Here is a 26,331-nt window from a genome sequence, read left to right on the forward strand (position 1 = left end):
TCGGCCAGAGAAGGTGACGGCCCTGTAGCCGAAATCTTATCCCCTCCAGAGTGGATCCTGAGTACGGCGGGACACGTGAAACCCCGTCGGAATCCGGGAGGACCATCTCCCAAGGCTAAATACTTCCTAGTGACCGATAGTGAACCAGTACCGTGAGGGAAAGGTGAAAAGCACCCCGGAAGGGGAGTGAAACAGATCCTGAAACCGTATGCCTACAAGTAGTCAGAGCCCGTTAACGGGTGATGGCGTGCCTTTTGTAGAATGAACCGGCGAGTTACGATGGCGGGCGAGGTTAAGCCGAAAAGGCGGAGCCGCAGCGAAAGCGAGTCTGAATAGGGCGCATCAGTCCGTCGTCGTAGACCCGAAACCAGGTGATCTACCCATGTCCAGGATGAAGGTCAGGTAACACTGACTGGAGGTCCGAACCCACGCACGTTGAAAAGTGCGGGGATGAGGTGTGGGTAGCGGTGAAATGCCAATCGAACCTGGAGATAGCTGGTTCTCTCCGAAATAGCTTTAGGGCTAGCCTCGAGGTGAAGAGTTCTGGAGGTAGAGCACTGATTGGACTAGGGGCCCCCACAGGGTTACCGAATTCAGTCAAACTCCGAATGCCAGTGACTTGTACTCGGGAGTCAGACTGCGAGTGATAAGATCCGTAGTCGAGAGGGAAACAGCCCAGACCATCAGCTAAGGTCCCCAAGTGTATGTTAAGTGGAAAAGGATGTGGCGTTGCACAGACAACTAGGATGTTGGCTTAGAAGCAGCCACCATTCAAAGAGTGCGTAATAGCTCACTAGTCGAGTGACGCCGCGCCGAAAATGTAACGGGGCTAAACATACCACCGAAGCTATGGATCCCGTAAGGGATGGTAGGAGAGCGTTCCAAGCAGCAGTGAAGCGGTATCGTGAGGAGCCGTGGAGCGCTTGGAAGTGAGAATGCCGGTGTGAGTAGCGAAAAGAGGGGTGAGAATCCCCTCCGTCGAAAGCCCAAGGTTTCCTGAGGAAGGCTCGTCCGCTCAGGGTTAGTCTGGACCTAAGCCGAGGCCGAAAGGCGTAGGCGATGGACAACAGGTTGATATTCCTGTACCGCCGTACCACCGTTTGAACGATGGGGGGACGCAGAAGGATAAGGTAACCGTGCGACTGGAAGTGCACGGACAAGCAGCGAGGCCGTCGGGTTGGCAAATCCGCCCGGCACACAAGGTTGAGCTGTGACGTGGAGCCCGTAGGGCGAAGTACCGGATTTCACGCTGCCAAGAAAAGCCTCTAGTAAGGAGGTCGGCGCCAGTACCGTAAACCGACACAGGTAGGCGAGATGAGAATTCTAAGACGCGCGGGATAACTCTCGTTAAGGAACTCGGCAAAATGGTCCCGTAACTTCGGGAGAAGGGACGCTTATGGCAACATAAGCCGCAGTGAATAGGCCCAAACGACTGTTTAGCAAAAACACAGGTCTCTGCTAAATCGCAAGATGAAGTATAGGGGCTGACGCCTGCCCGGTGCTGGAAGGTTAAGGGGATGTGTCATCGCAAGAGAAGCACTGAACCGAAGCCCCAGTAAACGGCGGCCGTAACTATAACGGTCCTAAGGTAGCGAAATTCCTTGTCGGGTAAGTTCCGACCCGCACGAAAGGCGTAACGATTTGGGCACTGTCTCAACGAGAGACCCGGTGAAATCATAGTACCTGTGAAGATGCAGGTTACCCGCGACAGGACGGAAAGACCCCATGGAGCTTTACTACAGCCTGATATTGAGGCTTTGTACGCGATGTACAGGATAGGTGGGAGTTTGTGAAGCCGGAGCGCCAGCTTCGGTGGAGACACCCTTGGGATACCACCCTTTGCGTATAGAGTCTCTAACTCGCAGCCGTGATCCGGCTGGAGGACCGTGTCAGGTGGGTAGTTTGACTGGGGCGGTCGCCTCCTAAACAGTAACGGAGGCGCCCAAAGGTTCCCTCAGAATGGTTGGAAATCATTCGAAGAGTGCAAAGGCAGAAGGGAGCTTGACTGCGAGACCTACAAGTCGAGCAGGGACGAAAGTCGGGCTTAGTGATCCGGTGGTTCCGCATGGAAGGGCCATCGCTCAACGGATAAAAGCTACCCTGGGGATAACAGGCTGATCTCCCCCAAGAGTCCACATCGACGGGGAGGTTTGGCACCTCGATGTCGGCTCATCGCATCCTGGGGCTGGAGTAGGTCCCAAGGGTTGGGCTGTTCGCCCATTAAAGCGGTACGCGAGCTGGGTTCAGAACGTCGTGAGACAGTTCGGTCCCTATCCGTCGTGGGCGCAGGAAATTTGAGGAGAGCTGTCCTTAGTACGAGAGGACCGGGATGGACGCACCGCTGGTGTACCAGTTGTTCCGCCAGGAGCATCGCTGGGTAGCTACGTGCGGACGGGATAAGTGCTGAAAGCATCTAAGCATGAAGCCCCCTCCGAGATGAGATTTCCCTTTGAGCAATCAAGAAAGACCCCTCAGAGACGATGAGGTAGATAGGTCATGGGTGGAAGCGTGGTGACACGTGGAGCTGAATGATACTAATCGGTCGAGGCTTTGATCTAGTCTATGGTTTGACAATTGATGAACTTCAGTTTTCAGGGAACAAGCCCTGAATATGTCTGGTGGCGATAGCGAAGCGGCCACACCCGTTCCCATGCCGAACACGGAAGTTAAGCGCTTCAGCGCCGAAAGTAGTTGGGGGTCTCCCCCTGTGAGGATAGGACGTTGCCAGGCCAACGCAGAGACGATCAAGCAGATGCTTGGTCGTCTCTTTTTTGTATATCAATCGTTTAAAGGAAGGAGTATTTTTTATATGACACGTCAACCTAAAAAAAACCCTTTCACTTTCATGGAGGTGTTAGAACAACACGTACGTGAAGGTCGAGTGTCGTTTCATGTGCCGGGTCACCATAATGGAACAGTCAGGCATTCAAGCCTCCCTACCCCGTTTGCTAAAATAATGCCTTATGATTTAACCGAGTTAGAGCATCTGGACGATTTGCATCAAGCCGAAGGAATTATCCATCAGGCCGAGGACGCGCTAGGAGCCTTATATGAAAGTAAGAGCAAATGGTTAGTCAACGGATCGACTGCCGGGAACTGGAGCATGCTAGCAACGACCGTGAAGCGCGGTGAGCGTGTATACGTTCAGCGTAACTCCCATAAATCTGTTTGGAATGCGATTGAGTGGTTAGGATTAGAGGCTGTGCTACTCACGCCTGAAATAGAGCGCGGGAGTGGGCTTCCGACAGTCGTCAGCCTCGCGACTGTCCAAGAAGCGGTTTCCCGCTACCCGGATGGAAAGGCTCTCTTGCTCACTTCTCCCACTTATTATGGAGATATGGCGGACGTTCGAGCCATCAGTCAGTTTCTTAACACATTTTCTATTCCATTACTTGTCGATGAAGCGCACGGTGCTCACCTTATTTATTCTGACCTTCCAAAACGATCTGCTATTTTTGAAGGAGCAAGTATGGTGGCCCAGTCCGCACATAAAACCCTTCCTGCGTTTACAATGGGGGCGTGGCTTCATTATAAAGAGAATATTGATGAAAAACGTTTATTTCACGCGTTATCCTCGTTTCAAACTTCTAGTCCTTCTTACTTGATCATGGGCTCTTTAGACCATGCGAGAATGTATTTGGAAAGTTTGACAGAACGCGACTGGTCTCATATTCAAACAAGTCATTTTGCATTTGTCATGGAACTGAGACGAGCCGGTTTCTCTGTCAAAGTCGGTGATGATTTCACTAAAGTGACGATACTGACCTATCCTAAAAACGGAATTGCCTTCAGTCGGCATCTCTCTTCTATAGGGATTGATATCGAACTTGCGGCGGAAGATCATGTGTTACTCTGCCTTCCATTACGGGAAGTAAAAATGGAAGAGATCGAGCATTGGGTTAAATTGATTAAAAACGCTTCGCAACACGTACCGCTTATTGAAGATGATGAAACAATCTATCCCTTTCCCGTGACGGAACGTGTATCACAGTTGCACACGCTATCCGATGAAATGAAGACAACTAGACTGTCGTTTGAACAGGCAGTTGGTAACATTGCTGCCGAGACAGTAATTCCGTATCCGCCGGGAATCCCGTGGATTCTAAAAGGCGAAGTGATTACGGATGAGAAAGTTCGGGTGTTAATCGAATGGATTTCACTCGGTCGGAAGCTTCAAGCGAGCAGACATGTTATGATGAAACAAATTGATGTTATCGTAGAGGAGTTTTAAGTGTGAAAGGTATGTTCATTACGGTTGAAGGACCAGATGGTTCTGGAAAGACGACTCAACTAAAGTTGTTAGTCCAGGCCTTGACCGATAAAGGGTACGAGGTTGTCACAACACGTGAGCCAGGGGGAACAAAAGTTGGAAACAGCATCCGTGAAGTGCTATTGTCACCCGAACATGATGAGATGACGGCTCGTGTTGAAATGATGTTGTATGCGGCATCTCGAGCTCAAAACGTAGAACAAATCATTCGTCCGGCTTTGTCGCGCGGCGCTGTTGTAGTCTGTGATCGCTTTGTGGACGCCTCAATTGCTTATCAAGGATTTGGGTTAGGCTATGATTTAGAGCAAATCTTAGCACTGAATGAGTGGGCGACAGGCGGGTTGAAACCGGATTTGACGTTTCTCTTTGACTTATCGCCGAGCCAAGCAAGCAGTCGAATGAAAGACCGAGGTCAATTGGACCGGATCGAAAGTCGGGACGAAGCGTTTCATCAACGTGTATACGACGGATTCCAAAGTTTGCTTGCCGAGCATCCGGACCGGATGGTTCGAATTAATGCGAATGAGACAATCGAGTGTATTCAGGATGAGGTATTTGATATTACGTTAGAGCGATTAAGAGAAAGAGGAGTGAATGCATGATGAAGATGGTTATTGCAATCGTACATGATAAAGATAGTGCACGTTTATCGGATGCATTAATTGAGGAAGACTTTCGAGCAACAAAGCTTGCGACAACGGGAGGGTTTCTAAAAGAGGGAAACACGACTTTCATGATTGGGGTTCCAAAAGAACGCCTTGATGATTTGCTATCTCTCATTAAGTCGAACTGTTCGAGCCGAGATCAAATGATCACCCCGATTTCACCGATGGGCGGACACGCCGACTCTTATATTCCTTATCCGGTTGAGGTGCAAGTGGGTGGGGCGACGGTATTTGTCTTGCCGATTGAAGGGTTTCATCAGTTTTAATGGGAGTGAGTCAGATGCGCTTTCAACAATTAGCTCAGTCTCAGACTGTAGTGGCAAAAGTCATCGAAAATTCGATTCTGTCTGAGAAAGTCGGACATGCCTACATTTTCTCAGGAGATTACGAACCGTATTTAATTGAGACGGCTCAGTTATTTGCCAAATCACTATTTTGTGAGTCGCCAGAAGGCGTTGAACCTTGTGGCGTGTGCAGAAACTGTCGACGAATGGATTCGGGAAACATTGTCGACTATATTGAGATGGAGCCGGATGGAGCCAGTATCAAAAAAGAACAAATTCAACAACTGCTAAGTGACTTGTCATTGCGCGGGGCTGAAGGGGACCGCCAAGTATATGTCATCCATCAAGCTCATAAAATGACGACACAAGCAGCGAACAGCCTCCTTAAATTCTTTGAGGAACCGGGTGTCGGAAAGCTCGCCATCTTAGTGACGACCCAACCACAACTTTTATTGCCCACGATTCGTTCGCGGGCACAGCATCTTGTGTTTCGACCAATCGATCGCAATGAACTCGCAGAAACGTTAGCGGAAGACGTTTCATGTACGAGTGATCTGGCCCGGCTTGCTCTCACGGTATATCCTAAATGGGAGGACGCCCGTGAAGTGCTTCATAATGACTGGTTTGTGCAGGCGTATGGGCTAGTGGTACAATTAGTTGAAGTATTGACAAAACGTCCGCAAGAATTGCTCTTGTTTGCCCAAGAGAAATGGCTTGGCCATTTCAAAGGGCGCAATGAATTGCGGGTCGGTCTCGAACTATTTGAAAGTTGGTTAGAAGAGTCACTGCGTTTCAAAGTACGAACGGAATATGTACCGCAATTGTTCACAAGAGAACAGGCTTTGTATCAGGCTTTTGTGAATGATCGATCGGTACACAAAATCGTTCATGCCATTGAACACGTGCACGAGGCAATTCGACGACTCGAGGCAAACGTCAATCCTCAACTAACGTTCGAACGGTTAACGTTCGATTTACAGAAAGGATAAGAGAGCGTGCTTGAAGTAGTTGGAGTCCGTTTTAAAGAAGCGGGAAAAATCTATTACTTTTCACCAGGCGAAGCAACGCTTGAACGTGGGGACCATGTCATCGTTGAAACGGTGCGTGGTATTGAATACGGAGAAATCGTCCAAGTTGGAAAACAGCTTGGAGAGGATGAAGTCGTTTTGCCATTAAAAACGATTCTTCGTGTCGCTGATCATAAAGATGCTGAAATCGTTCAAGAGAATCGATTGGCAGCTTTTGACGCTCACGCCGTCTGTGAGGAAAAAATTCGTGAGCATCGACTTGAGATGAAACTTGTCGATGTTGAATATACATTTGATCGTAATAAAGTCATCTTTTATTTCACAGCAGAAGGACGTGTTGACTTCCGAGAGCTTGTAAAAGATTTGGCGAGCGTGTTCCGAACACGAATTGAACTACGTCAAATCGGGGTACGGGATGAAGCGAAACTGTTAAGCGGGATTGGGCCGTGTGGTCGGGTGCTGTGCTGTTCATCATTCTTAGGAGAATTTGAACCGGTATCCATCAAGATGGCGAAAGACCAAAACCTTTCTTTGAACCCAAACAAAATTTCGGGCGTCTGTGGTCGTTTAATGTGTTGCTTGAAATATGAAAACGATACGTACGAAGAGTTGAAGCGTGACTTACCGGACGTCGGGAAACGAATTAAAATTCCGGAAGGTGACGGACGTGTCATCGGTCTCAACATCTTAGATCAAATGGTGCAAGTTGAATTGAGTGACCGGACCCGAGTAGTGACGTATACGATTGACGAACTCGTTGAGGTCGGTGCGATCAAACGAAAACCGTCGAAACAGTGATGGGGTGCTGAGCAGTGGAAAGAATGGATAAAAAGGAAGTTATGATGCGGGTCGATGCAATCGAGCAACAAATGCAGTTGTTAACTGAACATCTAGGCGTGTTAAAAGAACAATTGGCCTACTTGCTCGAAGAAAATCAGCATATGTATCTCGAAAACCATCACTTGCGTGAGAAGGTAGAACAACTGGCGGAAGTGGAAACGATTGATGGGGACGCTCAAATTGCGCTATCAGGCAAAGGTCAAAACAACTTGGCGGCGCTATATCAAGAAGGCTTCCACATCTGTAATTTACACTACGGGCAAGTTAGAAAAGACGGAGATTGTCTTTTTTGCATGTCCATGTTGAACAAACATTAATACATTGGGGCGATAGACGGAAAGTCCGTCCGTCGCCTTTGTCGTTATTGTAGGAGGGAACGAAGCGTGACAGTAAAACAAGGGGAGCGCCTTGACGATTTGCTCGGACGCCCCGGAAAAATCATTCAAAGCGATGACGTCTTTTCATTCTCGCTAGATGCGGTCTTACTCGCCGAGTTCGTGTGGGTGCCGATTCAAAAAGGGAACTTGGTCGATTTGTGTGCCGGAACGGGAGCAATCCCTTTATTTTTATCGTATCGGACGAAAGGGAGCGTCACCGGTGTTGAGATTCAGCCGAAACTTGTCGACATGGCAAATCGGAGCATCGCGGTCAATAAGCTGGGGGAACGGTTACGCGTTGTGGAAGGAGACGTCAAAGAAGCGGCAACGGTCCTTGGACATGCCCGTTATGACGTCGTGACATGTAACCCGCCCTATTTCTTAGCGAATGAAACGTCACTTCGTAATCAAAAAGAGCATCATACGATTGCCCGTCATGAGGTGTTGTGCACGCTCGAGGATTGTATCCGATCGGCCAGTCAATTAGTAAAGCCTGGCGGGAAAGTGGCGTTCGTTCACCGTCCTGAACGATTGCTTGATATATTGACGCTAATGCGAGCGTACCGGATTGAGCCGAAACGGATGCAGCTTGTCTATCCAAAGGCGGGACGAGACGCCAACACATTATTGATAGAGGGGTCGAAAGATGGAAAAGCAGGACTCACAATTTTACCTCCGTTCATCGTTTATGAAGAAGATGATACGTACACGAAGGCGATGCGAGACATCCTCGATGCGTAAATATTACGCCTATATTGTCGAGTGCAACGACGAAACGTACTACACAGGCTATACGACCGACGTCGATAAGCGGCTCCAGGTGCACAATGCCGGGAAAGGCGCAAAGTATACGAGAGCCCGTCTCCCGGTCATGCTTCGGTATGTGAAGTCGTTTGATACGAAGCGAGAAGCGATGCAATACGAGTGGTCGATCAAACAGTTGACCCGTACGCAAAAACAAAAGCTGATGGAGGGGACGAGTAATGAACTCACAAAAAAGTTATCAGATTGATGGACCGACACTATACGTCGTGCCGACTCCCATTGGCAATCTAGAGGATATGACGTATCGAGCTGTCCGTACGTTGCGCGAAGTCGATTTGATCGCAGCCGAAGACACGCGTCAGACGATGAAATTATGCCGTCACTTTGACATCGATACAAAACTCGTCAGTTACCATGAACACAACAAGCAAGTGAGCGGTCCGCGATTGATCGAAGACATCCAACTTGGCAAATCGGTCGCTGTCGTTTCAGATGCCGGCATGCCCGGTATTTCTGATCCTGGCAGTGATCTCGTCCGTCTCGCCATCGAAGCAGACATTCCGGTCGTCGTCTTGCCAGGGGCCAATGCGGCGCTTACGGCATTAGTCGCGTCAGGTCTTGCGACGGAACGCTTCCTTTACTACGGGTTTTTACCCCGCAAAAAGAAAGAACGGGCGGACGTGTTGATGTCTCTGCAATATGAGCCGGGTACGCTCGTATTTTACGAGGCGCCGCATCGTTTAAAAGAGATGCTCACCGGCGTCAAAGCGGTATTCGGTGATCGAGCCGTCGTGCTTGGTCGCGAGTTGACGAAGACGTACGAGGAGTTTTTACGCGGCACGGTCGAAGAGGCGCTGGCCTGGTGCGAAGGAGAAGTGCGCGGCGAGTTTGTTGTTCTCGTGAGCGGTTCGACTGAGACCGCCCCGACGAACGACTGGTGGGACACGCTATCACCGCTTGAGCACGTGGACCGGTATATCGAAGACGGGCTCAAGCCGAACGCCGCCATTAAACAAGTGGCGAAAGAGCGCGGGTTACCACGCCATGAAGTATATGATGCCTATCATGAGGTCGACAAAAAAGAGTAAGCAAGGAATTCCTTGCTTACTCTTCGCTGTAGTAGTTCTCGAGCATGTTTTTCAACTCGACGAGTACGCGTTGTGCGCCTTCTGGTGAGAGAATCAATTTGCCGTCCGCCAACTTGAAGTTATCGTCTGAAACTTCGCCAGTGACTTGGCAAGTCATGTTCGGTTTATATTTTTTCAAAACGATTTGCTCGTTGTCGACGTAAATTTCGAGCGCGTCTTTTTCAGCAATTCCGAGTGTCCGGCGTAATTCAATTGGAATAACGACCCGACCGAGCTCGTCTACTTTCCGTACAATACCTGTTGATTTCATTTTGTGTTTCCTCCTCCAATGATGTCGAAATCTCTTGGTGACATGAATCGTCAAAATTCGACAATGTTGCTACAGCAAAAAGCATACTAAACTTTCCAATTGCAGTCAACTGCTTACTATTGGAAATGTCCATTTTCGAAAAAAGACGATAAAGGAACGATATACACCTAATTTTCCCCGAATGATAGAGCCTCAAACAAAGAAAGGATTTTTTTGGAACATTTTTTTGAAGGCCACACAAATTAATTCCAAACAATTGGTTTGGAAATTCTTTTGTCGAACCGTGTATAATGGAAATTGCAAATGTCGAAAGGATGGAGAACAATTATGGCGAAGCCTACTTTTTATATCACCACTCCGATTTACTATCCGAGTGCGAAACTACACATCGGTCACGCATATACAACAGTGGCCGGCGATGCGATTGCCCGCTACAAACGCTTAAAAGGGTTTGATGTCCGTTACTTGACGGGGACGGATGAGCACGGTCAAAAAATTCAAGAAAAAGCGAAAGAAGCGGGTGTCACACCGCAAGCGTTCGTTGATGAAGTCGTCAAAGACATCAAAGTGCTATGGGATCGTCTTGAAATCTCATACGATGATTATATTCGGACGACCGAAGATCGCCATAAAGCTGTCGTCGAGCACGTTTTCGAGACGCTTCTTAAAAACGGGGACATTTACCTCGGAGAATATGAAGGTTGGTATTCGGTACCGGATGAAACATATTATACCGAGTCGCAACTTGTCGACGGAAAGAGCCCTGACAGCGGCCACCCGGTCGAGCTCGTACGGGAAGAATGCTACTTCTTCCGCCTCAGCAAGTATGCGGACCGCCTCATCGAATATTTCGAGTCGCATCCAGAATTCATCTTGCCGGAGTCACGGAAAACAGAGATGATCAACAACTTCTTGAAGCCGGGACTTCAAGATTTGGCTGTGTCGCGGACGACGTTCGATTGGGGCGTCCAAGTCCCGTCAAATCCGAAACACGTCGTCTACGTGTGGGTCGATGCGCTCACGAACTACATTTCATCACTCGGCTACGGAGCGGAGAACGACGAACTGTTCAATCGTTACTGGCCGGCTGACGTTCATTTGGTCGGAAAAGAGATTGTACGATTCCATACGATCATTTGGCCAGCCTTGCTCATGGCACTCGACCTTCCGTTGCCAAAACAAGTGTTTGCGCACGGTTGGCTCCTTATGAAAGACGGCAAAATGTCGAAATCAAAAGGGAACGTCGTCGATCCGATCCCGCTCATCGATCGCTACGGGCTCGACTCGGTCCGCTACTACTTGCTACGTGAAGTGCCATTTGGAGCAGACGGCACGTTCACACCGGAAGCGTTCGTCGACCGGTTGAACTTCGACCTCGCGAACGACCTTGGCAACTTGCTTAACCGTACGGTCGCCATGATCAAGAAATACTTCGACGGCAACGTCCCCGCCTACGCGGGCAACGTGACGGCAGTCGACGCCGATTTGCTTCGCGTCGTCGAAGAAACGACATTGAAAACAGAAGCGGCGATGGAGCACATGGAGTTTTCAGTCGCGCTCACAAACATCTGGCAGCTCGTCAGCCGAGCGAACAAGTACATCGACGAGACGCAGCCGTGGGTGCTCGCGAAAGATGAAGCGAAACGAGACGAGCTCGCGTCGGTCATGACTCACCTTGCAGGTGTTCTTCGCCACGTCGCCGTCATGATTCAACCGTTCATGACGCGGGCTCCGAAAGAGATGTTCCGTCAACTCGGCCTTGAAGGACAAGACATGTCGTGGGAAGCGCTCGATACGTTCGCGGCCTTCGACGGAGCGGTCGTCACGGACGGGACGCCGATCTTCCCGCGTCGGGATGTGAAAGAGGAAGTCGACGCGATTCAAGAGATGATGCGTCAAGCGTCGAAAGCGCGTGTGGAAGAAGAAGCGGCAGAAGAAACTCCGGACGAAGACGTCCGTCCTGAAATCACAATCGACGTCTTTGACCAAGTCGAATTCCGGGTCGGGCAAATCGTCGAAGCCGATAAAATTAAAAAAGCGAAAAAACTGTTAAAACTTCAAGTCGATCTCGGTAGCGAGACGCGCCAAATCGTATCGGGCATCGCCGAATGGTATGCACCGGAAGAGTTGGTCGGCAAAAAAGTCATCGTCGTCGCCAACTTGAAGCCAGTCAAACTTCGCGGCGAGTTGTCTCAAGGAATGATTTTGGCAGCCGATAAAGATGGTAAGTTAGAACTTGCAACCGTATCTGAGAATATGCCGAACGGGGCTATCGTCAAATAATTTTTGGGGGAGACTTCGGTCTCCCTCTCTTCGTTTAAACAAGGAGGACGCACCATGCTAATTGATACGCACACTCATATTAATGCTGAACAGTTTAAAGAGGATGTCGAAGCGACGATCGAGCGGGCGCGAGAGGCGGGCGTGTCGCCGTTGCTTGTCGTTGGTTTCGATGATGAGACGATCACACGAGCCCTCGAACTCGCTGAAACGTATGATGACATTTATGCGATTGTCGGCTGGCACCCGGTCGATGCGATCGATTGCACACCGGATGACTTAACACGAATCGAAACGCTCATGGGGCATCCGAAAGTGATGGCGCTCGGAGAAATCGGTCTTGATTACCATTGGGACAAGTCGCCGAAAGACGTACAGCAACGCCTGTTCCGTGAACAAATCGCCATCGCGAAGCGGACGAACATGCCGATCGTTATTCATAACCGGGAAGCGACGGCTGACGTTCTCGACATATTGGAAGAAGAGCACGCGGAAGTTGTCGGTGGCGTGTTCCATAGCTACAGCATGTCGGTCGAGCTGCTTGAACGGTGCCTGCGTCTGAACTTTTATATCTCGCTCGGCGGGCCGGTCACGTTCAAAAATGCCAAAGTACCGAAAGAAGTGGCGAAGCGTGTTCCGCTCGAACGACTTCTCGTTGAGACCGATTGTCCGTACTTGACACCGACGCCTTTCCGCGGCAAACGGAACGAACCGGCGTACGTGACATATGTCGCCGAAGAGATCGCGCTACTCCGTGACATGCCGTTCGAAGAATTGGCTGAAGCGACGACGGCTAACGCCAAGCGTTTGTTCCGTCTACCGTGATGTTGAAGCGGATTACGTTAAGCATCGGGGTTCTCGTCGTCGCCGTACTCGCCTATGTGATGACCCAACCGGAGCCAATCACGATCATTGATGATGGGCTGCGCATCGAGCATGAGACGCGAGCCAAGTCCGTGCTTGAAGTGCTTGAAGAGACCGGTATTGAGATTGACGAGGCTGATTATGTGACCCCGGCCTTGAGTGCAGAGCTTCCGTCGGAGCGCATCATCCATATCGAACGGGCCAATACAGTGTCGCTTCAAATCGGCTACGGTCAAATCGAGACGATCGAGACACGTGAACGCACCGTGCGTGACGTGTTGTTACGTTACGGCGTCGCAGTCCGAGAAGGGGACGACGTTTACCCGGACGTCCGCACCCCGATCACCTCGGGGATGACGATTCGTTATCAGCCGGTCGTCGCCGTTAACGTTATTGTCGAAGACAAGGCGAAGACGGTGTACACGATGGCGACGACCGTGGAACAAGTATTACGCGAAGCGGGAGTAGACGTGTCGGAACGGGACACGATAAGTCCCGCGCTAGTCCAAACTGTACGGGAAGGCATGACGATCACGGTCAATACGAGCCGGGATGTCGTCCAATATGAGAATCGGCTCATCCCATTTGACATCGTCAAAGAAGAGGATGAGACACTTGAAGTCGGCCAAACCGTGGTGGCACAAGTCGGCGTCCCTGGACTCGAACGGACGCGGTATGCACTGACTGTTGAAAATGGTACAATTACAAATCGGACCGAGACAGGGATCGAAACGCTTCAAACGGTCCGCCCGCAGATTATAAAAGTTGGGACAAAGCCGGTGCCAGAACCGCTGGAGGACCAAACGGCTGAAGCGCCGCAGACGGATAGTCCGTTTCGGGAGGAAGCTAAAATTAAGATTGAGGAGACGCCGCGAGCCGAAGACGTGCTTGATTTTTCTTCGGCGAAGCAGCTTCTCGTCGAAGCGACCGCCTATACGAACAACCCGGAAGATACGATCACGTACGATGGTCGCGTGTTGACGCGGAGCGGGTACGACGTGACCGAGACGATCCTATATGAGGGATTGCGAATCATTGCCGTCGACCCGTCCATCATTCCGCTCGGAACTCGTGTTTATGTAGAAGGATTCGGCATGGCCATCGCCCTTGATACCGGAAGTGCCATCAAAGGAAATAAAATTGACATCATGATGGACACGAAGGAAGAGGCGGTCACGTTCGGTCGCAAACCGCTCACGATTTGGGTCATCCCGAAGCAAGAAGAGAAAGAAGGAACTGATGATGCGTGAAAAAATACAAGAAGTGATCGTCGTCGAAGGACGGGATGATACGACCCGCCTGCAAGAAGTGTATGACGTCGACACGATTGAAACGAACGGGTCGGCTGTGTCCAAACAGACGATCGAACGGATCAAACGAGCGCAAGAGACGCGAGGCGTCATTATCTTGACCGATCCAGATTATCCGGGCGACCGCATCCGGGCCATCGTCGAGGAACATGTGAAAGGGTGTAAGCACGCTTACTTGCCACGAGCTGAAGCGAAAGACAGACGTGGGAAGATCGGCGTCGAGCATGCGTCGCCTGCGACGATACGTCGAGTACTCAGTGCGGTATACGAAGATCGCATCGAAACAGACGTCCCGCTCGTGACTCGCAAAATGGTGCTTGAAGCCGACTTGATCGGCGGAGCGGACGCGGCCCGACGCCGGAAACGGCTAGGTGTGTTACTTCGAATCGGTGAACCGAATGCGAAGCAGTTCGTAAAACGGGTCGAGGCGATGCGCGTCACGACCGAGGAATGGGAGCAGGCTCTCATCCAGTTAGAGGAGGAAAATCATTGAAAGACATTGCAACTATTCATCGGACGAAAGCCATTTTAGAACGACACGGCTTCTCGTTCAAAAAGTCACTCGGTCAAAACTTTTTGATCGACTTGAATATTTTGAATAAAATCGTCGACGCGGCCGAGCTCGGAGAAGCGAGCGGCGTGCTCGAGATTGGGCCAGGCATCGGTTCATTGACCGAACAGTCTGCCAAACGGGCGAAGAAAGTCGTCGCCCTCGAGATCGATCAACGCTTGCTGCCGATCCTTGAAGATACGATGGCGCCTTACCCGCACGTCCATGTCGTCCACGGTGATGCGCTCGAGCTCGACATTCAAGAGATCGTGGAACGTGAGTTCTTTAGCGAGGGCATCGAAGACATCTCGGTCGTCGCGAACTTACCTTATTATGTGACGACGCCAATCATCATGCGTTTGCTCGAGAGCCGCATTAAATTCCGTTCGCTCGTCATGATGATTCAAAAGGAAGTGGCGGAACGAATCGGTGCCAAGCCAGGTACGAAGGCGTATGGTTCCTTGTCGATCGCCATTCAATATTATGCGGAAGCGAACGTCAGCTTCATCGTCCCGAAAAATGTGTTCATGCCTGCCCCGAACGTCGATTCGGCGGTCATCACGTTAAAGATGCGTCCGAAGCCGGCCGTCGATGTGAAAGATGAGGCGTTTTTCTTCGAAATCGCTCGCGCCAGCTTTGCACAACGCCGGAAGACGATTTTAAACAATTTGACGAACCATCTTGGGAAAGACAAAAAAGTCGAGCTCGAACGCTTGTTACATGAAGCGGGAATCGATCCGAAACGTCGAGGCGAAACGTTGTCACTTAAGGAGTTTGCACGCTTGGCTGACACAATTTTACCACTTAAAAATAGTTGACGACCGAGAGGTGAGTCGATATAATATTTATTCTTTATTTTCTTTTTCCAATGTGTTATACTTGTAACAGTGAGGTGAAGCGTATGCCAAAGACGTTACAAGAAATCAGACAGAAACTCGAATCGCATGTTGGAGAACGATTGACGTTGAAAGCAAACGGCGGTCGTAAGAAAGTCGTTACTCGGTTTGGAACGCTCGTTGAGACGTATCCTGCGGTGTTCGTCGTCAAGTTGGATGAAGATCATCATAACGTGGAACGTGTCTCATATAGCTACGCTGATGTCCTAACGGATACAGTTAAAATTGAATTCAGTAATTGATCGATAAATGAGGGGCGGATGCATTGGCAGCTGCTTCTTTTTTTGTGCGCTCGTTTACGGTACAATGGCGAACAGGAGATACATGGGAAGGGTGAACGATATGCGCACGATCAGTGTGAAAGCGCCGGCAAAAATTAATTTGACGCTCGACGTCCTAGGGAAGCGGACGGACGGCTATCATGATGTGGAAATGGTCATGACGACGGTGGACTTGTCGGACCGATTAGAACTGACGGTCCTCGATACAGATGAGATTCGGATTCAATCGGAGCACGCTTACGTGCCGAGCGATCATCGAAACTTGGCGTATCGGGCGGCCGATTTGTTGCGGAAACGGTTTGGTATCACAGAAGGGGTAGAGATCGTCCTCGATAAACACATTCCGGTCGCAGCCGGACTGGCCGGGGGTTCAAGCGACGCGGCGGCCACGCTCCGCGGAATGAACGAACTATTCGAACTCGGGTTATCACTTGAAGAATTGGCGGAACTCGGTGCCGAAGTCGGTTCAGACGTCTCGTTTTGTGTCATGGGTGGGACGGCGATCGCACGCGGTCGCGGTGAGTTGTTGGAGACGATCCCGTCACCTCCGCCGTGCTACGTCGTACTGGCGAAACCGAAGATCGGCGTCTCGACGGCCGACGTGTACCGGGCGGTGAACATGGAAAAAATCGTTCATCCGAATACGGGCGCGATGGTGAAAGCGATCCACGAGCGCGACTTTCACGCGATTTGTGACAACCTTGGCAACGCGCTCGAGGCGGTCACGCTCGAACTGCATCCGGAAGTCCGTCAAATTAAAGAGACGATGCTCCATTGCGGGGCGGATGGTGTGCTCATGAGCGGAAGTGGGCCAACCGTCTTTGCTTTAATCGAACACGAGCAGAAAGCCCATCGCGTCTACAATGGGTTGAAAGGTTTTTGCCCAGAAGTGTTCGTCGTTCGGATTCTCGGTAAAAAACATTGAACAAAGACGAATGAGTCTGATATATTCTGTTTAGAACATTCGTCTATTATTGTAAAAGTGAAGGGGAATCCGTATGAAAATTCGTAGAAGTGGTCGTCTCGTCGATATGACCCGTTATTTGCTCGACCATCCACATCAGCTCGTCTCGTTGTCAATGTTTTCGAGCCGCTATAAATCCGCCAAATCGTCCATCAGTGAGGACTTGGTCATCGTCAGTGAAATGCTGGCCCACGACGGTACCGGCAAACTTGTGACCGTTCCTGGAGCGGCTGGTGGAGTCATGTTCATTCCGGGCTGGAGCCAAGAGAAATCGCTCTCGATGATCGATGGGTTGTGCGAGCAATTGTCGAAACCAGAACGTCTGCTTCCAGGCGGTTATTTATATTTGACTGATGTCCTCGGCAACCCGCGTCAAGTCAAGCCGATGGGACAAGTGTTTGCCTCGGTGTTCGCCGATCGGAAAGTCGACGTCGTCATGACGATCGCGACGAAAGGGATTCCGCTCGCCTATGCGGTCGCCGAACAGCTCGGTGTCCCGTTCGTCATCGTCCGGTCTGACAGCCGTGTCACCGAAGGCTCAACCGTCAGCATCAACTATGTGTCAGGGTCGTCGAAAGCGATCCGTACGATGGCGCTCGCTCGCCGTAGCTTGCCACGCGGTGCCAACGTGTTGTTGATCGATGATTTCATGAAGGCCGGCGGGACGATTCGCGGGATGATGAGTTTATTGAACGAGTTCGAAGCGAATCTCGCCGGTGTCGGTGTGCTCATGGAGGCAGAAGGCGCTGAGAAGAAAATGGTGAGTGAGTATGTCAGCTTGATGAAGTTGACGAACGTCGATTCAGACGAAGGTCTTGTCACGATTTCACGCGGAAACGTCGAACAGTTCTTAAAGTGATTGGCAAAAAATTGATTTCGTTTTATGATGAAAGGGTATATGAGTCATACGGAATCAGTTGCGTTCGGTAGACGGCACCTCAACCTTGAATAAAGGACACCTTAGTATAGACAACGATGAAAAGGGGATGCGAAACATGCAGATCACAGACGTAAAAATTCGCAAAGTGGCAACAGAAGGTAGGATGAAGGCGCTCGCTTCCATCACACTCGATCACGAGTTCGTCGTGCACGACCTTCGAATCATCGAAGGAAGCACCGGACTTTTCGTGGCGATGCCGAGTAAACGAACACCTGAAGGCATTTTCCGGGATATCGCTCACCCGATCAACGGAGAGATGCGTCAAAAAGTCGAAGCGGCGGTATTAGAAGCTTATACGCATACCGATGTCGCCTCGCATGAGACATTAGAAGTGTATGACGGAATCCATGAAGCATAATCGGACAGCGGAACGCAATCTCGTTCCGCTGCTTTTTTGCGTGCGATTGGTTACGAATCGCTACAACGGTTGAAACGGGCTCGCCGTTTCGATATAGTAGAAACGGTGTAAATAGGATTTATATGCAGAAAACCCGAACTATAGTATGAAATTACAGTCGATTGAGATAGGAGCGAATCAAGCATGGATCGTTTTGCAGTCATTTTGGCAGCAGGTAAAGGGACGCGTATGAAGTCGAAGCTCTATAAAGTACTTCATCCGGTTCTCGGAAAACCGATGGTCGAGCACGTCGTCGACCAACTCGATAACATCGGGGTCAGTCGTCAAATCGTCATCGTCGGCCATGGGGCTGAAGCGGTACAAGACACGCTCGGTTCTCGTGTGGACTATGCGGTCCAAGAAGAGCAGCTCGGGACAGGCCATGCCGTACAGATGGCGGAGTCAGAGCTTGCCGGGAAACAAGGAGCAACACTTGTCGTCTGTGGGGATACGCCACTTTTGACAGCGGAAACATTGGAAGCGTTACTCGCACACCATGAAGCGCAAGGTGCGAAAGTGACTGTCCTCACGGCGATTGCCGACGACGCGACAGGGTATGGACGTGTCATTCGTGGTGAAGATGGTAACGTGACGAAAGTCGTTGAGCATAAAGACGCGTCAGAAGCGGAGCTTGCGATTCGTGAGATCAATACCGGAACGTATGTGTTCGACAATGAGTTGTTGTTTGAAGCGCTCCGTCAAGTCGGCAACGACAACGCGCAAGGCGAATACTACTTACCAGACGTCATTTCGATCGCGAAACAAGCAGGAGAAGTCGTAGCGGCCCACACGGCACCGACGTTTGACGAGACGATCGGCGTCAACGACCGCGTCGCTCTCGCGCAGGCTGAGACGATTATGCGCAAGCGCACGAATGAGCGCCTCATGCGTGCAGGTGTGACGTTCATGAACCCGGCATCGACGTATATTTCACCAGATGCGGTCATCGGCTCGGATACAATCATTTATCCGGGGACGGTCATCCTTGGAAAAACTGTCATCGGTTCAGAATGTGTCATCGGTCCAAATTCAGATATTCGTGACAGTGTGATTGAAGACGGCGCGACGGTACGTCAATCGGTATTGAGCGACAGCCGTGTCGGAAACGGGTCACAGGTCGGGCCGTTCGCCCACCTTCGTCAACAAGCAGTGCTCGGCGCGAACACACGCGTCGGGAATTTCGTGGAAATTAAAAAATCAACATTCGGGGACGGGGCAAAAGCTTCGCACCTCAGCTACATCGGAGACGCTTCAATCGGTGAGCGCGTCAACTTAGGTTGTGGGTCGATCACGGTCAACTATGACGGAACGAACAAGTTTGAGACGGTCGTCGAAGCGGATGCGTTCGTCGGTTGTAACGTCAACTTGATCGCGCCGGTCACGGTCGGAAAAGGCTCAATTGTGGCCGCCGGCTCAACGATCACGGACGATGTCCCGGAAGAATCGCTCGCGATCGCACGTGAGCGTCAAACGAATAAAGAAGGTTACACGAAACGATAACTTGCTGCCAATTACTATTGAACACGATGGAGGAGAATCCTAAACATGTCTACTGTATATGAACGTGAAATTCGCCTATTTAGCTTAAATTCAAACCGCCCGCTCGCTGAAGAGATTGCCAAGGAAATCGGCATCCCGCTTAGCGATTGCCAAGTGAAGCGGTTTAGCGACGGAGAACTTTACATTAACATCGAGGAAAGCGTTCGAGGCGATGATGTGTACGTCATCCAATCGACGAGTTCACCAGTCAACGAGACGCTCATGGAGTTACTCGTCATGATTGATGCGTTGAAACGCGCGTCGGTTCGGACGATTAACATCGTCATGCCGTATTACGGCTACGCACGCCAAGACCGTAAGGCTCGTTCGCGTGAACCGATCACGGCGAAACTCGTGGCTGACCTCCTTACAGTAGCTGGCGCCACGCGCGTCATTACAATGGACTTGCATGCCGCACAAATTCAAGGTTTCTTCAATATCCCAGTAGACCAATTACTAGGAGTCCCGCTCATCTCGACGTATTTCGAGACGGAGGAATTCAAAGCGAAAGATATCGTCGTCGTGTCACCGGACCACGGTGGCGTCACACGCGCACGGAAGCTCGCTGAACGTTTGAAAGCGCCGATTGCGATTATCGACAAGCGCCGTCCGGAGGCGAACGTGGCTGAGGTCATGAACATCGTTGGCAGCGTCGAAGGCAAGACGGCGATCCTCATCGATGACATTATCGACACGGCTGGCACGATCACGCTCGCAGCTGACGCTATCGTCGCGGCGGGTGCGAAAGAAGTGTACGCATCGTGTACGCACCCTGTCTTGTCTGGTCCAGCGATGGAACGAATCGACAACTCATCGATCAAAGAACTCATCGTATTGAATACGATCGATTTGGCTGGTCGCGAGTGTTCGAACAAGATCAAGCAAATGTCGGTCGCCCGTTTGCTTGGGGAAGCGATCATGCGTGTCCACGAGCACAAATCGGTGAGCACGTTATTCGATTAAAAAAACGAGGCCCGAAGGCGTCCGCCTTTGGGCTTTTTTGTTCAGGAGGAAGCGGATGAAATGTATCGTCGGCCTAGGGAATCCAGGCAAAAAATATGAGATGACCCGTCACAACGTTGGCTTTTTGGCGATTGACCGCCTAGCCGAGAAGCACGGGATCAAATTAGATGAAGCCAAGTTTAAGGCAGTGATAGGAACGGGAAGAATCAATGGAGAACGTGTCGTCCTCGTCAAACCGCTCACGTACATGAATTTGTCAGGTGAGGCGGTCCGGCCGATCATGGACTACTATAAAATCGATATCGACGACTTGCTCGTCATCTATGACGATCTCGACATGGTCCCTGGAAAGCTACGCTTCCGTCCGAAAGGGAGCGCCGGTGGGCATAACGGGATCAAATCGTTGATTCAACATTTAGGTACGCAAGACTTTAAACGTTTGAAACTCGGGATTGGTCGCCCGCCCCATCCGGTAAAAGTCGTCGACTGGGTGCTCATGAATTATCGGAAAGAAGACATGTCTGAATTAAACGACACGCTCGACCAATCTGTGTCAGCCGCAACGGATTTTGTGGACACAGAATGGATCGCGCTCATGAATCGATATAACTAAAGGGTCGTTGTACCCTTTTTTGTCGTATGAGGTGGAGGAAAACAAATGAACGCTCTAGAGAGATTTATGGTGACACTGCCTGAGACAAAAATTATTCGCGATCGGTTGCCGAAACTCGACCGTCAACTCGTCACCGGATTGACGACGAGTGCCAAAGCACTCGTATTGGCTGGTTTAGCGAAAGAGTCGTCGCGACGTCTCGTCGTCGTCACGCACAACATGTATCAAGCCCAAAAGATGTACGATCAACTCGAGACGCTCATCGGCCCGAGTCAGGCACTCCTATACCCGATCGATGAGACGCTTGCCGGCGAACTGTCGCTGACATCTAGCCCAGAACTGCTCGCTGCCCGGATCGAGGCGCGAACACGTCTCCTCAATGAAGAGGGAGGCGTTATCGTCGTGCCGCTCGGTGGGTTGCGGCGATTCGTGCCGAGCCCGGCCGACTGGCAGGCGAGTCAGCATGTCATCCGACCGGGGCAAGAACTGGAGTTGAAGCCGTTCGGTGAAACACTCGTCTCGCTCGGATATGAACGAACGGCTACTGTCACGTCTCCGGGAGAGTTCTCAGTGCGAGGTAGCATCCTTGATGTGTATCCGCTGACCGAGGCTCGGCCGTACCGCATCGACTTGTTCGATACAGAAGTGGACTCGGTCTTCACGTTCGACGCCGAGACACAGCGATCGCTCGGGGTCGCGAAAGAGGCGGTCATCACGCCGGCGACCGAATTTGTGGCGTCGACGGACTTGCTGAAAAAGGCAGGCGAGGCGCTCCAACGTCAATACGATCGAACGCTTTCCCTCATCGAGACAGAGACGATTCGACAGGCGCTTGAAGAAGGGATCGCTCGTGACATCGAATTGTTCGGACGCGGGGACGTCCCAGAGAAGGTCGGGAAGTATACACCTCTTTTATACAAGTCGACGTTACTCGATTACGTCGGATCGGACGCGGTACTCGTTTTAGACGAAGTGGCGCGAATCGAGGATGCGGCGGACGTCCAAGACCGAGAGGAGGCGGAATGGTTCTCGTCCCTCATCGAACGGGGGGAATCGGTCTCGAACTACACGCTCGCCGTCCCGATGCATAAAGTGTTTCGTGACATGAAGCAAGTCGCGTTCTCACTTCTTCCATCGCGACGCTCCGGAATTCCGGAAGCCAATACGGTCCATCTCAGCTGTCGGCCGCTTCCAGCGTTTCACGGACAGATGCATCTACTGAAACAAGAAGTCGAGCGGTGGCAACAGAGTGATCACCGTATCGTCTTCCTTGCCGGTGACCGAGAACGAGCGGATAAAGTGGCGGCGTTACTTGACGATTACGGTGTCCCGTCAACGTTCACGAACGTCGACGGAGACTTGTTGCCGCGCCATGTGCACGTCATGATCGGACAAATCGAGGGCGGGTTCGAGCTCTCGACGAGCCGTCTCGTCGTCGTTTCGGAAGAAGAGTTGTTCAAGCGTGTGGCGAAACGAAAGCGTCAGACGAAGAACTTAACGAACGCCGAACGGATCAAAAGTTATCAGGAATTAAAACCAAACGACCACGTCGTCCATATCCACCATGGGATTGGGAAGTACCTAGGCATCAAGACGATCGAAGTCGGCGGCATCCACCAAGACTACTTGCATCTCGTCTATGCGGGGGACGATGCCCTCTACGTTCCCGTCGATCAAATCGATCTCGTCCAGAAGTACGTCGGAGCGGAAGGGAAAGAGCCGAAGATTTACAAGCTCGGCGGGACCGAATGGAAGAAAGTGAAATCGAAAGTCGCGAAATCGGTCGAAGATATCGCCGACGAACTGATCAAGCTGTACGCGGCTCGCGAAGCATCAGTCGGATTCGCGTTCCCGACGGACGATGAGGAGATGAGTCAATTCGAATCCTCATTCCCGTATGCGGAGACGGAGGACCAAGTCCGGTCGATTGCCGAGATTAAAGCGGATATGGAACGCTCACGGCCGATGGATCGTTTGCTGTGCGGCGACGTCGGCTACGGCAAGACGGAAGTGGCGATTCGGGCTGCCTTCAAAGCGGTGCTCGCGGGGAAACAAGTCGCGTTCCTCGTTCCGACGACCGTTCTAGCCCAACAACATTACGAGACGATGCTCGAACGATTCAGTGAATTCCCGATCAACGTCTCTGTCATGAGCCGCTTCCGCTCGAAGAGTGAGATGGCGGCGACGAAAAAAGGACTAAAGGAAGGGACGATTGATGTTGTCGTCGGGACGCACCGCGTCTTGTCGAAAGACGTGACGTTCGCCGACCTCGGTCTCGTCATCATCGATGAAGAACAGCGGTTCGGGGTCAAACATAAAGAGCGTCTGAAACAACTGAAGACGAATATTGACGTGTTGACGTTGACGGCGACCCCGATTCCGCGGACGCTTCACATGTCGATGATCGGCATCCGCGACTTGTCGGTGCTCGAGACGCCGCCGGAGAACCGTTACCCGGTTCAGACGTACGTCATGGAATATGACGGCATCGTGCTACGAGAAGCACTTGAACGCGAACTCGCACGCGGCGGACAAGCGTTCTTCCTCTACAACCGGGTCGAAGGGATCGAGCGGAAAGCCGAGGAGATTCGGGCGCTCTTACCGGAAGCGCGGATTGCGACGGCGCACGGGCGGATGACCGAGACGGAGCTCGAGAGCCAACTCATCAGTTTCTTAGAAGGGGAAGCTGACGTGCTCGTGTCGACGACGATCATCGAGACGGGGATCGATATCCCGAACGTGAACACACTCATCGTCCACGATGCGGATAAAATGGGGCTGTCACAGCTGTATCAACTTCGCGGTCGCGTCGGACGTTCGAATCGGATCGCCTACGCCTACTTCACATATCGAAAAGATAAGCGTCTGACGGAAGTGGCGGAGAGCCGTCTGCAAGCGATCAAGGAGTTTACCGAGCTCGGGAGCGGCTTCAAGATCGCGATGCGCGATTTGTCGATCCGAGGTGCCGGGAACTTGCTTGGCGCCCAACAGTCTGGGTTCATCGACTCGGTCGGTTTTGACTTATACTCACAAATGCTGTCGGAAGCAATCGAAGAACGGAAAGACCGGATGCGAGGACAAGCGAAGCAAGTCGTCTTCAAACCGGAAATCTCGTTCCAAGCCGATGCGTATATCCCGGACGACTACTTGTCGGATAGCGAACTGAAGATCGAGATGTATAAACGTTTCAAATACGTCGATACACCGGAAGCGTTGTTCGCGCTTCAAGACGAGTTGATCGAGCGGTTCGGAGAATTCCCGGAACCGGTCGCGCTATTGATTCAATTGACGCGCCTCCGCATTTACGGCGAGATGGCGCGGGTGGCTCGGATTAAACAAGTGCCGGGTCGCGTCGAGATCGTCTTGACGATGGAATCGACGACAGCGCTCGACGTCCCGTCCTTTATGGAGTGGACGATGCCGCTCGGCCGCAAACTCGGTGTCGGCCAAGATAACGGTGCGCTTAAACTATCTCTCAGCGGTCGGATGCCGGTCGTCGAGCTGTTGAACGATGCCGATTCGGTGCTCGAGGAACTGACGAAGAGGCTGGCGCATGCGTCCGTCCAGTAAGTTTGCGACCGGTGTCGTCCTGTTCGCGCTCGCGGGTTATTTGACGAAGTTTATCAGTTTCGCCTATCGCGTCCCCTATCAAAACATTGCCGGTGACTTCGGATTATACGCCTACCAAACCGTGTATCCGTTTGCGGCCATCGTCGCTTCGCTCGGTATGTATGTGATGCCCGTCGTCATCGCCAAAATCGGGGTCGATGCGAACGGGCCGAGACGCAAGCTTGAAGTGCTGTGGGGGAGCTTCTACGTCCTCCTCACGTTGGCCATCACGCTCGTCATCGCCATGTGGGGGCTCGCCCCGACGATTGCAGACTGGCTTGGTGACCGTGAACTGGCCCCGACGCTTCGGGTGATCAGTCTCAGTTATTTGCTCATGCCTGCGCTCGCTGTCTTACGGGGGTCGTTTCAAGCGATTGATGATTTGAAACCGAGTGCGGCCTCACAAGTGCTTGAGAACCTTGTGCGTGTCGCTGTGTTGCTCGCCGCATTGCTCATCGGTGTCCATGTCGGCCTCGATGCGTATGCGTTGAGTCGTTACGCCTATGGGGCCACACTTGTCGGCGGGGTCGTTGCGATTGTCGGGCTCGGCGTCTGGGCGAAAGGATTCACGTTTCGTTTCGTCCGCGTCCGCGTCTCGACGTTGCGGGACGTATTACGTGTCTTGTTGACGACCGGATTAGCGGTCGGATTCGCCTCACTCGGCATCTTATGGATGCAACTCGTTGATTCGTTCACCATCGTCAATTTGACGGGTGCCGACTTTGACGCCAAAGTGAGCAAAGGTGTATTCGACCGGGGCTACCCGCTCGTGCAGTTCGCGATTTTGTTCACGACAGCGCTCGGTATGGCGAACGTGCCAAGTCTTGTCCGTCATTACCGGGCACAACGGATCGAGGCGACGGCTGCTGGGTTGCGTTCGATGATTCGAGTGACGACGGCGGTCGCTGCCGCTGCCACGATCGGTTTAATGGGAGTGATGTTCCCGTTGAATGTGGCCTTGTTTGAAAACGCGGACGGAACGATGGCCCTTATTCTGCTCTCGACGAGCACGTTTGCGGCCTCGCTCGCCGTGGCCAGCATGACGTGTCTCCAAGCGATTGATAAAGAACGAACAGCGGCGCTTGGAATGATGATGGCGATCGTCTTGAAACTGGCCGTCAACTTATGGCTCGTTCCTCGCTACGGGATCGCGGGTGCCGCGATTGGCACGTCACTCGCCTTTTTAGGAATGGCCGCCTACAATTTTAATCGGCTCGATCAAGTCATTCCGCTCGGCATGCTTCGCTTGAAACATTACGGTGTATTGTTGAAGACGGTTGTGCCGATGGGACTCGTCCTCTTTTTGATGAACCTCATCGGACTCGAACGCGTCACACATCGACTCGATGCGCTCGTCTGGCTGGGTGTTATGATTGTGACAGGCGGCGGCATATATGTATGGAGATTATGGAAAGAACAAGTATTGACGACGGAGGAATGGGAAATGATTCCGTTCGGTAACCGTTTCATCCATTTGATTGATAAAAAGGAGAACTGA

At 51.6% G+C, this 26,331-nt stretch carries 24 protein-coding genes and 2 rRNA genes (1 of these 26 only partly in view); 25 read left to right on the top strand and 1 reads right to left on the bottom strand.

The features are described from left to right. The 11 genes from P398_RS0102850 to rsmI form a co-directional block, all read left to right on the top strand. Positions 1 to 2,558: ribosomal RNA gene (locus P398_RS0102850) — 23S ribosomal RNA — on the top strand; it begins 356 nt to the left of the window's first position. A gap of 56 nt (positions 2,559 to 2,614) precedes the next feature. Continuing rightward, positions 2,615 to 2,730: ribosomal RNA gene (gene rrf / locus P398_RS0102855) — 5S ribosomal RNA — on the top strand. A 79-nt stretch (positions 2,731 to 2,809) separates the two neighbouring features. Further along, on the top strand, positions 2,810 to 4,231 hold the full coding sequence (locus P398_RS0102860; protein WP_235263299.1) for an aminotransferase class I/II-fold pyridoxal phosphate-dependent enzyme: 1,422 nt from the start codon (positions 2,810 to 2,812) through the stop codon (positions 4,229 to 4,231). Between the two features lie 2 nt (positions 4,232 to 4,233). Beyond that, complete coding sequence (gene tmk / locus P398_RS0102865) at positions 4,234 to 4,872, top strand: dTMP kinase (protein ID WP_024372335.1); 639 nt, start codon at positions 4,234 to 4,236, stop codon at positions 4,870 to 4,872. After that, positions 4,872 to 5,201 carry a cyclic-di-AMP receptor gene (locus P398_RS0102870; protein WP_024372336.1) on the top strand — a complete coding sequence of 110 codons (330 nt, stop codon included), beginning with the start codon at positions 4,872 to 4,874 and terminating at the stop codon, positions 5,199 to 5,201. The genes tmk and P398_RS0102870 overlap by 1 nt, the downstream gene beginning before the upstream one ends. Positions 5,202 to 5,215: 14 nt before the next feature. Further along, positions 5,216 to 6,208, top strand: a complete 993-nt coding sequence (locus P398_RS0102875) for a DNA polymerase (protein WP_051638855.1) — start codon at positions 5,216 to 5,218, stop codon at positions 6,206 to 6,208. A 6-nt stretch (positions 6,209 to 6,214) separates the two neighbouring features. Continuing rightward, positions 6,215 to 7,045 (top strand): PSP1 domain-containing protein, encoded by an 831-nt coding sequence (locus P398_RS0102880; RefSeq protein WP_024372338.1) that lies wholly within the window; start codon positions 6,215 to 6,217, stop codon positions 7,043 to 7,045. A gap of 23 nt (positions 7,046 to 7,068) precedes the next feature. Continuing rightward, the gene (yabA, locus tag P398_RS0102885; protein ID WP_024372339.1) at positions 7,069 to 7,404 is read left to right on the top strand and encodes a DNA replication initiation control protein YabA; all 336 of its coding nucleotides are present in this window, start codon (positions 7,069 to 7,071) and stop codon (positions 7,402 to 7,404) included. A 66-nt stretch (positions 7,405 to 7,470) separates the two neighbouring features. Then, positions 7,471 to 8,205 carry a tRNA1(Val) (adenine(37)-N6)-methyltransferase gene (locus tag P398_RS0102890; protein WP_024372340.1) on the top strand — a complete coding sequence of 245 codons (735 nt, stop codon included), beginning with the start codon at positions 7,471 to 7,473 and terminating at the stop codon, positions 8,203 to 8,205. Continuing rightward, positions 8,198 to 8,476 carry a GIY-YIG nuclease family protein gene (locus P398_RS0102895; RefSeq protein WP_024372341.1) on the top strand — a complete coding sequence of 93 codons (279 nt, stop codon included), beginning with the start codon at positions 8,198 to 8,200 and terminating at the stop codon, positions 8,474 to 8,476. Before P398_RS0102890 ends, P398_RS0102895 begins: the two co-directional genes overlap by 8 nt. After that, complete coding sequence (gene rsmI / locus P398_RS0102900; RefSeq protein ID WP_024372342.1) at positions 8,448 to 9,317, top strand: 16S rRNA (cytidine(1402)-2'-O)-methyltransferase; 870 nt, start codon at positions 8,448 to 8,450, stop codon at positions 9,315 to 9,317. Before P398_RS0102895 ends, rsmI begins: the two co-directional genes overlap by 29 nt. A 16-nt stretch (positions 9,318 to 9,333) precedes the next feature. Here rsmI and P398_RS0102905 read toward each other — a convergent pair whose 3' ends face one another. Next, positions 9,334 to 9,627, bottom strand: coding sequence for an AbrB/MazE/SpoVT family DNA-binding domain-containing protein (locus P398_RS0102905; protein ID WP_024372343.1), 294 nt, complete (start codon positions 9,625 to 9,627; stop codon positions 9,334 to 9,336). A gap of 327 nt (positions 9,628 to 9,954) precedes the next feature. Here P398_RS0102905 and metG point away from each other — a divergent pair, with 327 nt between their 5' ends. From metG to P398_RS0102975, 14 genes are all read left to right on the top strand, one after another. Beyond that, positions 9,955 to 11,910 (top strand): methionine--tRNA ligase, encoded by a 1,956-nt coding sequence (gene metG, locus P398_RS0102910; protein WP_029334015.1) that lies wholly within the window; start codon positions 9,955 to 9,957, stop codon positions 11,908 to 11,910. 54 nt (positions 11,911 to 11,964) lie between these two features. After that, complete coding sequence (locus tag P398_RS0102915; protein ID WP_029334016.1) at positions 11,965 to 12,732, top strand: TatD family hydrolase; 768 nt, start codon at positions 11,965 to 11,967, stop codon at positions 12,730 to 12,732. Then, positions 12,732 to 14,021 carry a 3D domain-containing protein gene (locus P398_RS0102920; RefSeq protein ID WP_029334017.1) on the top strand — a complete coding sequence of 430 codons (1,290 nt, stop codon included), beginning with the start codon at positions 12,732 to 12,734 and terminating at the stop codon, positions 14,019 to 14,021. The genes P398_RS0102915 and P398_RS0102920 overlap by 1 nt, the downstream gene beginning before the upstream one ends. Beyond that, positions 14,014 to 14,574: a ribonuclease M5 gene (rnmV, locus tag P398_RS0102925; protein WP_024372347.1), complete on the top strand. Its 561-nt coding sequence runs from the start codon at positions 14,014 to 14,016 to the stop codon at positions 14,572 to 14,574. The genes P398_RS0102920 and rnmV overlap by 8 nt, the downstream gene beginning before the upstream one ends. Beyond that, on the top strand, positions 14,571 to 15,449 hold the full coding sequence (gene rsmA, locus P398_RS0102930) for a 16S rRNA (adenine(1518)-N(6)/adenine(1519)-N(6))-dimethyltransferase RsmA (protein WP_024372348.1): 879 nt from the start codon (positions 14,571 to 14,573) through the stop codon (positions 15,447 to 15,449). The genes rnmV and rsmA overlap by 4 nt, the downstream gene beginning before the upstream one ends. An 83-nt stretch (positions 15,450 to 15,532) precedes the next feature. After that, positions 15,533 to 15,769, top strand: a complete 237-nt coding sequence (locus P398_RS0102935; RefSeq protein ID WP_021065751.1) for a Veg family protein — start codon at positions 15,533 to 15,535, stop codon at positions 15,767 to 15,769. Positions 15,770 to 15,869: 100 nt separating this feature from the next. Next, positions 15,870 to 16,733: a 4-(cytidine 5'-diphospho)-2-C-methyl-D-erythritol kinase gene (gene ispE, locus P398_RS0102940; RefSeq protein WP_034798836.1), complete on the top strand. Its 864-nt coding sequence runs from the start codon at positions 15,870 to 15,872 to the stop codon at positions 16,731 to 16,733. A gap of 73 nt (positions 16,734 to 16,806) precedes the next feature. Then, a complete protein-coding gene (gene purR, locus P398_RS0102945; RefSeq protein ID WP_024372350.1) occupies positions 16,807 to 17,631 on the top strand; it encodes a pur operon repressor in 825 nt (274 codons plus the stop codon). A gap of 136 nt (positions 17,632 to 17,767) precedes the next feature. Then, positions 17,768 to 18,070 (top strand): septation regulator SpoVG, encoded by a 303-nt coding sequence (spoVG, locus tag P398_RS0102950; RefSeq protein WP_029334019.1) that lies wholly within the window; start codon positions 17,768 to 17,770, stop codon positions 18,068 to 18,070. A 183-nt stretch (positions 18,071 to 18,253) separates the two neighbouring features. Further along, entirely contained in the window at positions 18,254 to 19,609 is a 1,356-nt protein-coding gene (glmU, locus tag P398_RS0102955; RefSeq protein WP_029334020.1) for a bifunctional UDP-N-acetylglucosamine diphosphorylase/glucosamine-1-phosphate N-acetyltransferase GlmU, read from the top strand. 45 nt (positions 19,610 to 19,654) lie between these two features. Further along, complete coding sequence (locus P398_RS0102960; RefSeq protein ID WP_029334021.1) at positions 19,655 to 20,611, top strand: ribose-phosphate diphosphokinase; 957 nt, start codon at positions 19,655 to 19,657, stop codon at positions 20,609 to 20,611. 55 nt (positions 20,612 to 20,666) lie between these two features. Next, a complete protein-coding gene (gene pth, locus P398_RS0102965; protein ID WP_024372354.1) occupies positions 20,667 to 21,224 on the top strand; it encodes an aminoacyl-tRNA hydrolase in 558 nt (185 codons plus the stop codon). Positions 21,225 to 21,269: 45 nt separating this feature from the next. Continuing rightward, the gene (mfd, locus tag P398_RS0102970) at positions 21,270 to 24,794 is read left to right on the top strand and encodes a transcription-repair coupling factor (RefSeq protein ID WP_029334022.1); all 3,525 of its coding nucleotides are present in this window, start codon (positions 21,270 to 21,272) and stop codon (positions 24,792 to 24,794) included. Further along, positions 24,778 to 26,331, top strand: coding sequence for a polysaccharide biosynthesis protein (locus tag P398_RS0102975; RefSeq protein ID WP_029334023.1), 1,554 nt, complete (start codon positions 24,778 to 24,780; stop codon positions 26,329 to 26,331). Before mfd ends, P398_RS0102975 begins: the two co-directional genes overlap by 17 nt.

The sequence above is a fragment of the Exiguobacterium aurantiacum DSM 6208 genome (assembly GCF_000702585.1).
GTDB classification, from domain to species: Bacteria; Bacillota; Bacilli; order Exiguobacteriales; family Exiguobacteriaceae; genus Exiguobacterium; species Exiguobacterium aurantiacum.

Bases quoted from the DNA above. Each gene is read 5' to 3' on its own strand.
- P398_RS0102860 (WP_235263299.1), top strand. From the start codon at position 2,810: ATGACACGTCAACCTAAAAAAAACCCTTTCACTTTCATGGAGGTGTTA.
- P398_RS0102870 (WP_024372336.1), top strand. From the start codon at position 4,872: ATGAAGATGGTTATTGCAATCGTACATGATAAAGATAGTGCACGTTTA.
- P398_RS0102875 (WP_051638855.1), top strand. From the start codon at position 5,216: ATGCGCTTTCAACAATTAGCTCAGTCTCAGACTGTAGTGGCAAAAGTC.
- yabA (WP_024372339.1), top strand. From the start codon at position 7,069: ATGGATAAAAAGGAAGTTATGATGCGGGTCGATGCAATCGAGCAACAA.
- P398_RS0102895 (WP_024372341.1), top strand. From the start codon at position 8,198: ATGCGTAAATATTACGCCTATATTGTCGAGTGCAACGACGAAACGTAC.
- rsmI (WP_024372342.1), top strand. From the start codon at position 8,448: ATGAACTCACAAAAAAGTTATCAGATTGATGGACCGACACTATACGTC.
- P398_RS0102905 (WP_024372343.1), bottom strand. From the start codon at position 9,627: ATGAAATCAACAGGTATTGTACGGAAAGTAGACGAGCTCGGTCGGGTC.
- metG (WP_029334015.1), top strand. From the start codon at position 9,955: ATGGCGAAGCCTACTTTTTATATCACCACTCCGATTTACTATCCGAGT.
- P398_RS0102915 (WP_029334016.1), top strand. From the start codon at position 11,965: ATGCTAATTGATACGCACACTCATATTAATGCTGAACAGTTTAAAGAG.
- P398_RS0102920 (WP_029334017.1), top strand. From the start codon at position 12,732: ATGTTGAAGCGGATTACGTTAAGCATCGGGGTTCTCGTCGTCGCCGTA.
- rnmV (WP_024372347.1), top strand. From the start codon at position 14,014: ATGCGTGAAAAAATACAAGAAGTGATCGTCGTCGAAGGACGGGATGAT.
- P398_RS0102935 (WP_021065751.1), top strand. From the start codon at position 15,533: ATGCCAAAGACGTTACAAGAAATCAGACAGAAACTCGAATCGCATGTT.
- ispE (WP_034798836.1), top strand. From the start codon at position 15,870: ATGCGCACGATCAGTGTGAAAGCGCCGGCAAAAATTAATTTGACGCTC.
- purR (WP_024372350.1), top strand. From the start codon at position 16,807: ATGAAAATTCGTAGAAGTGGTCGTCTCGTCGATATGACCCGTTATTTG.
- spoVG (WP_029334019.1), top strand. From the start codon at position 17,768: ATGCAGATCACAGACGTAAAAATTCGCAAAGTGGCAACAGAAGGTAGG.
- glmU (WP_029334020.1), top strand. From the start codon at position 18,254: ATGGATCGTTTTGCAGTCATTTTGGCAGCAGGTAAAGGGACGCGTATG.
- P398_RS0102960 (WP_029334021.1), top strand. From the start codon at position 19,655: ATGTCTACTGTATATGAACGTGAAATTCGCCTATTTAGCTTAAATTCA.
- pth (WP_024372354.1), top strand. From the start codon at position 20,667: ATGAAATGTATCGTCGGCCTAGGGAATCCAGGCAAAAAATATGAGATG.
- mfd (WP_029334022.1), top strand. From the start codon at position 21,270: ATGAACGCTCTAGAGAGATTTATGGTGACACTGCCTGAGACAAAAATT.
- P398_RS0102975 (WP_029334023.1), top strand. From the start codon at position 24,778: ATGCGTCCGTCCAGTAAGTTTGCGACCGGTGTCGTCCTGTTCGCGCTC.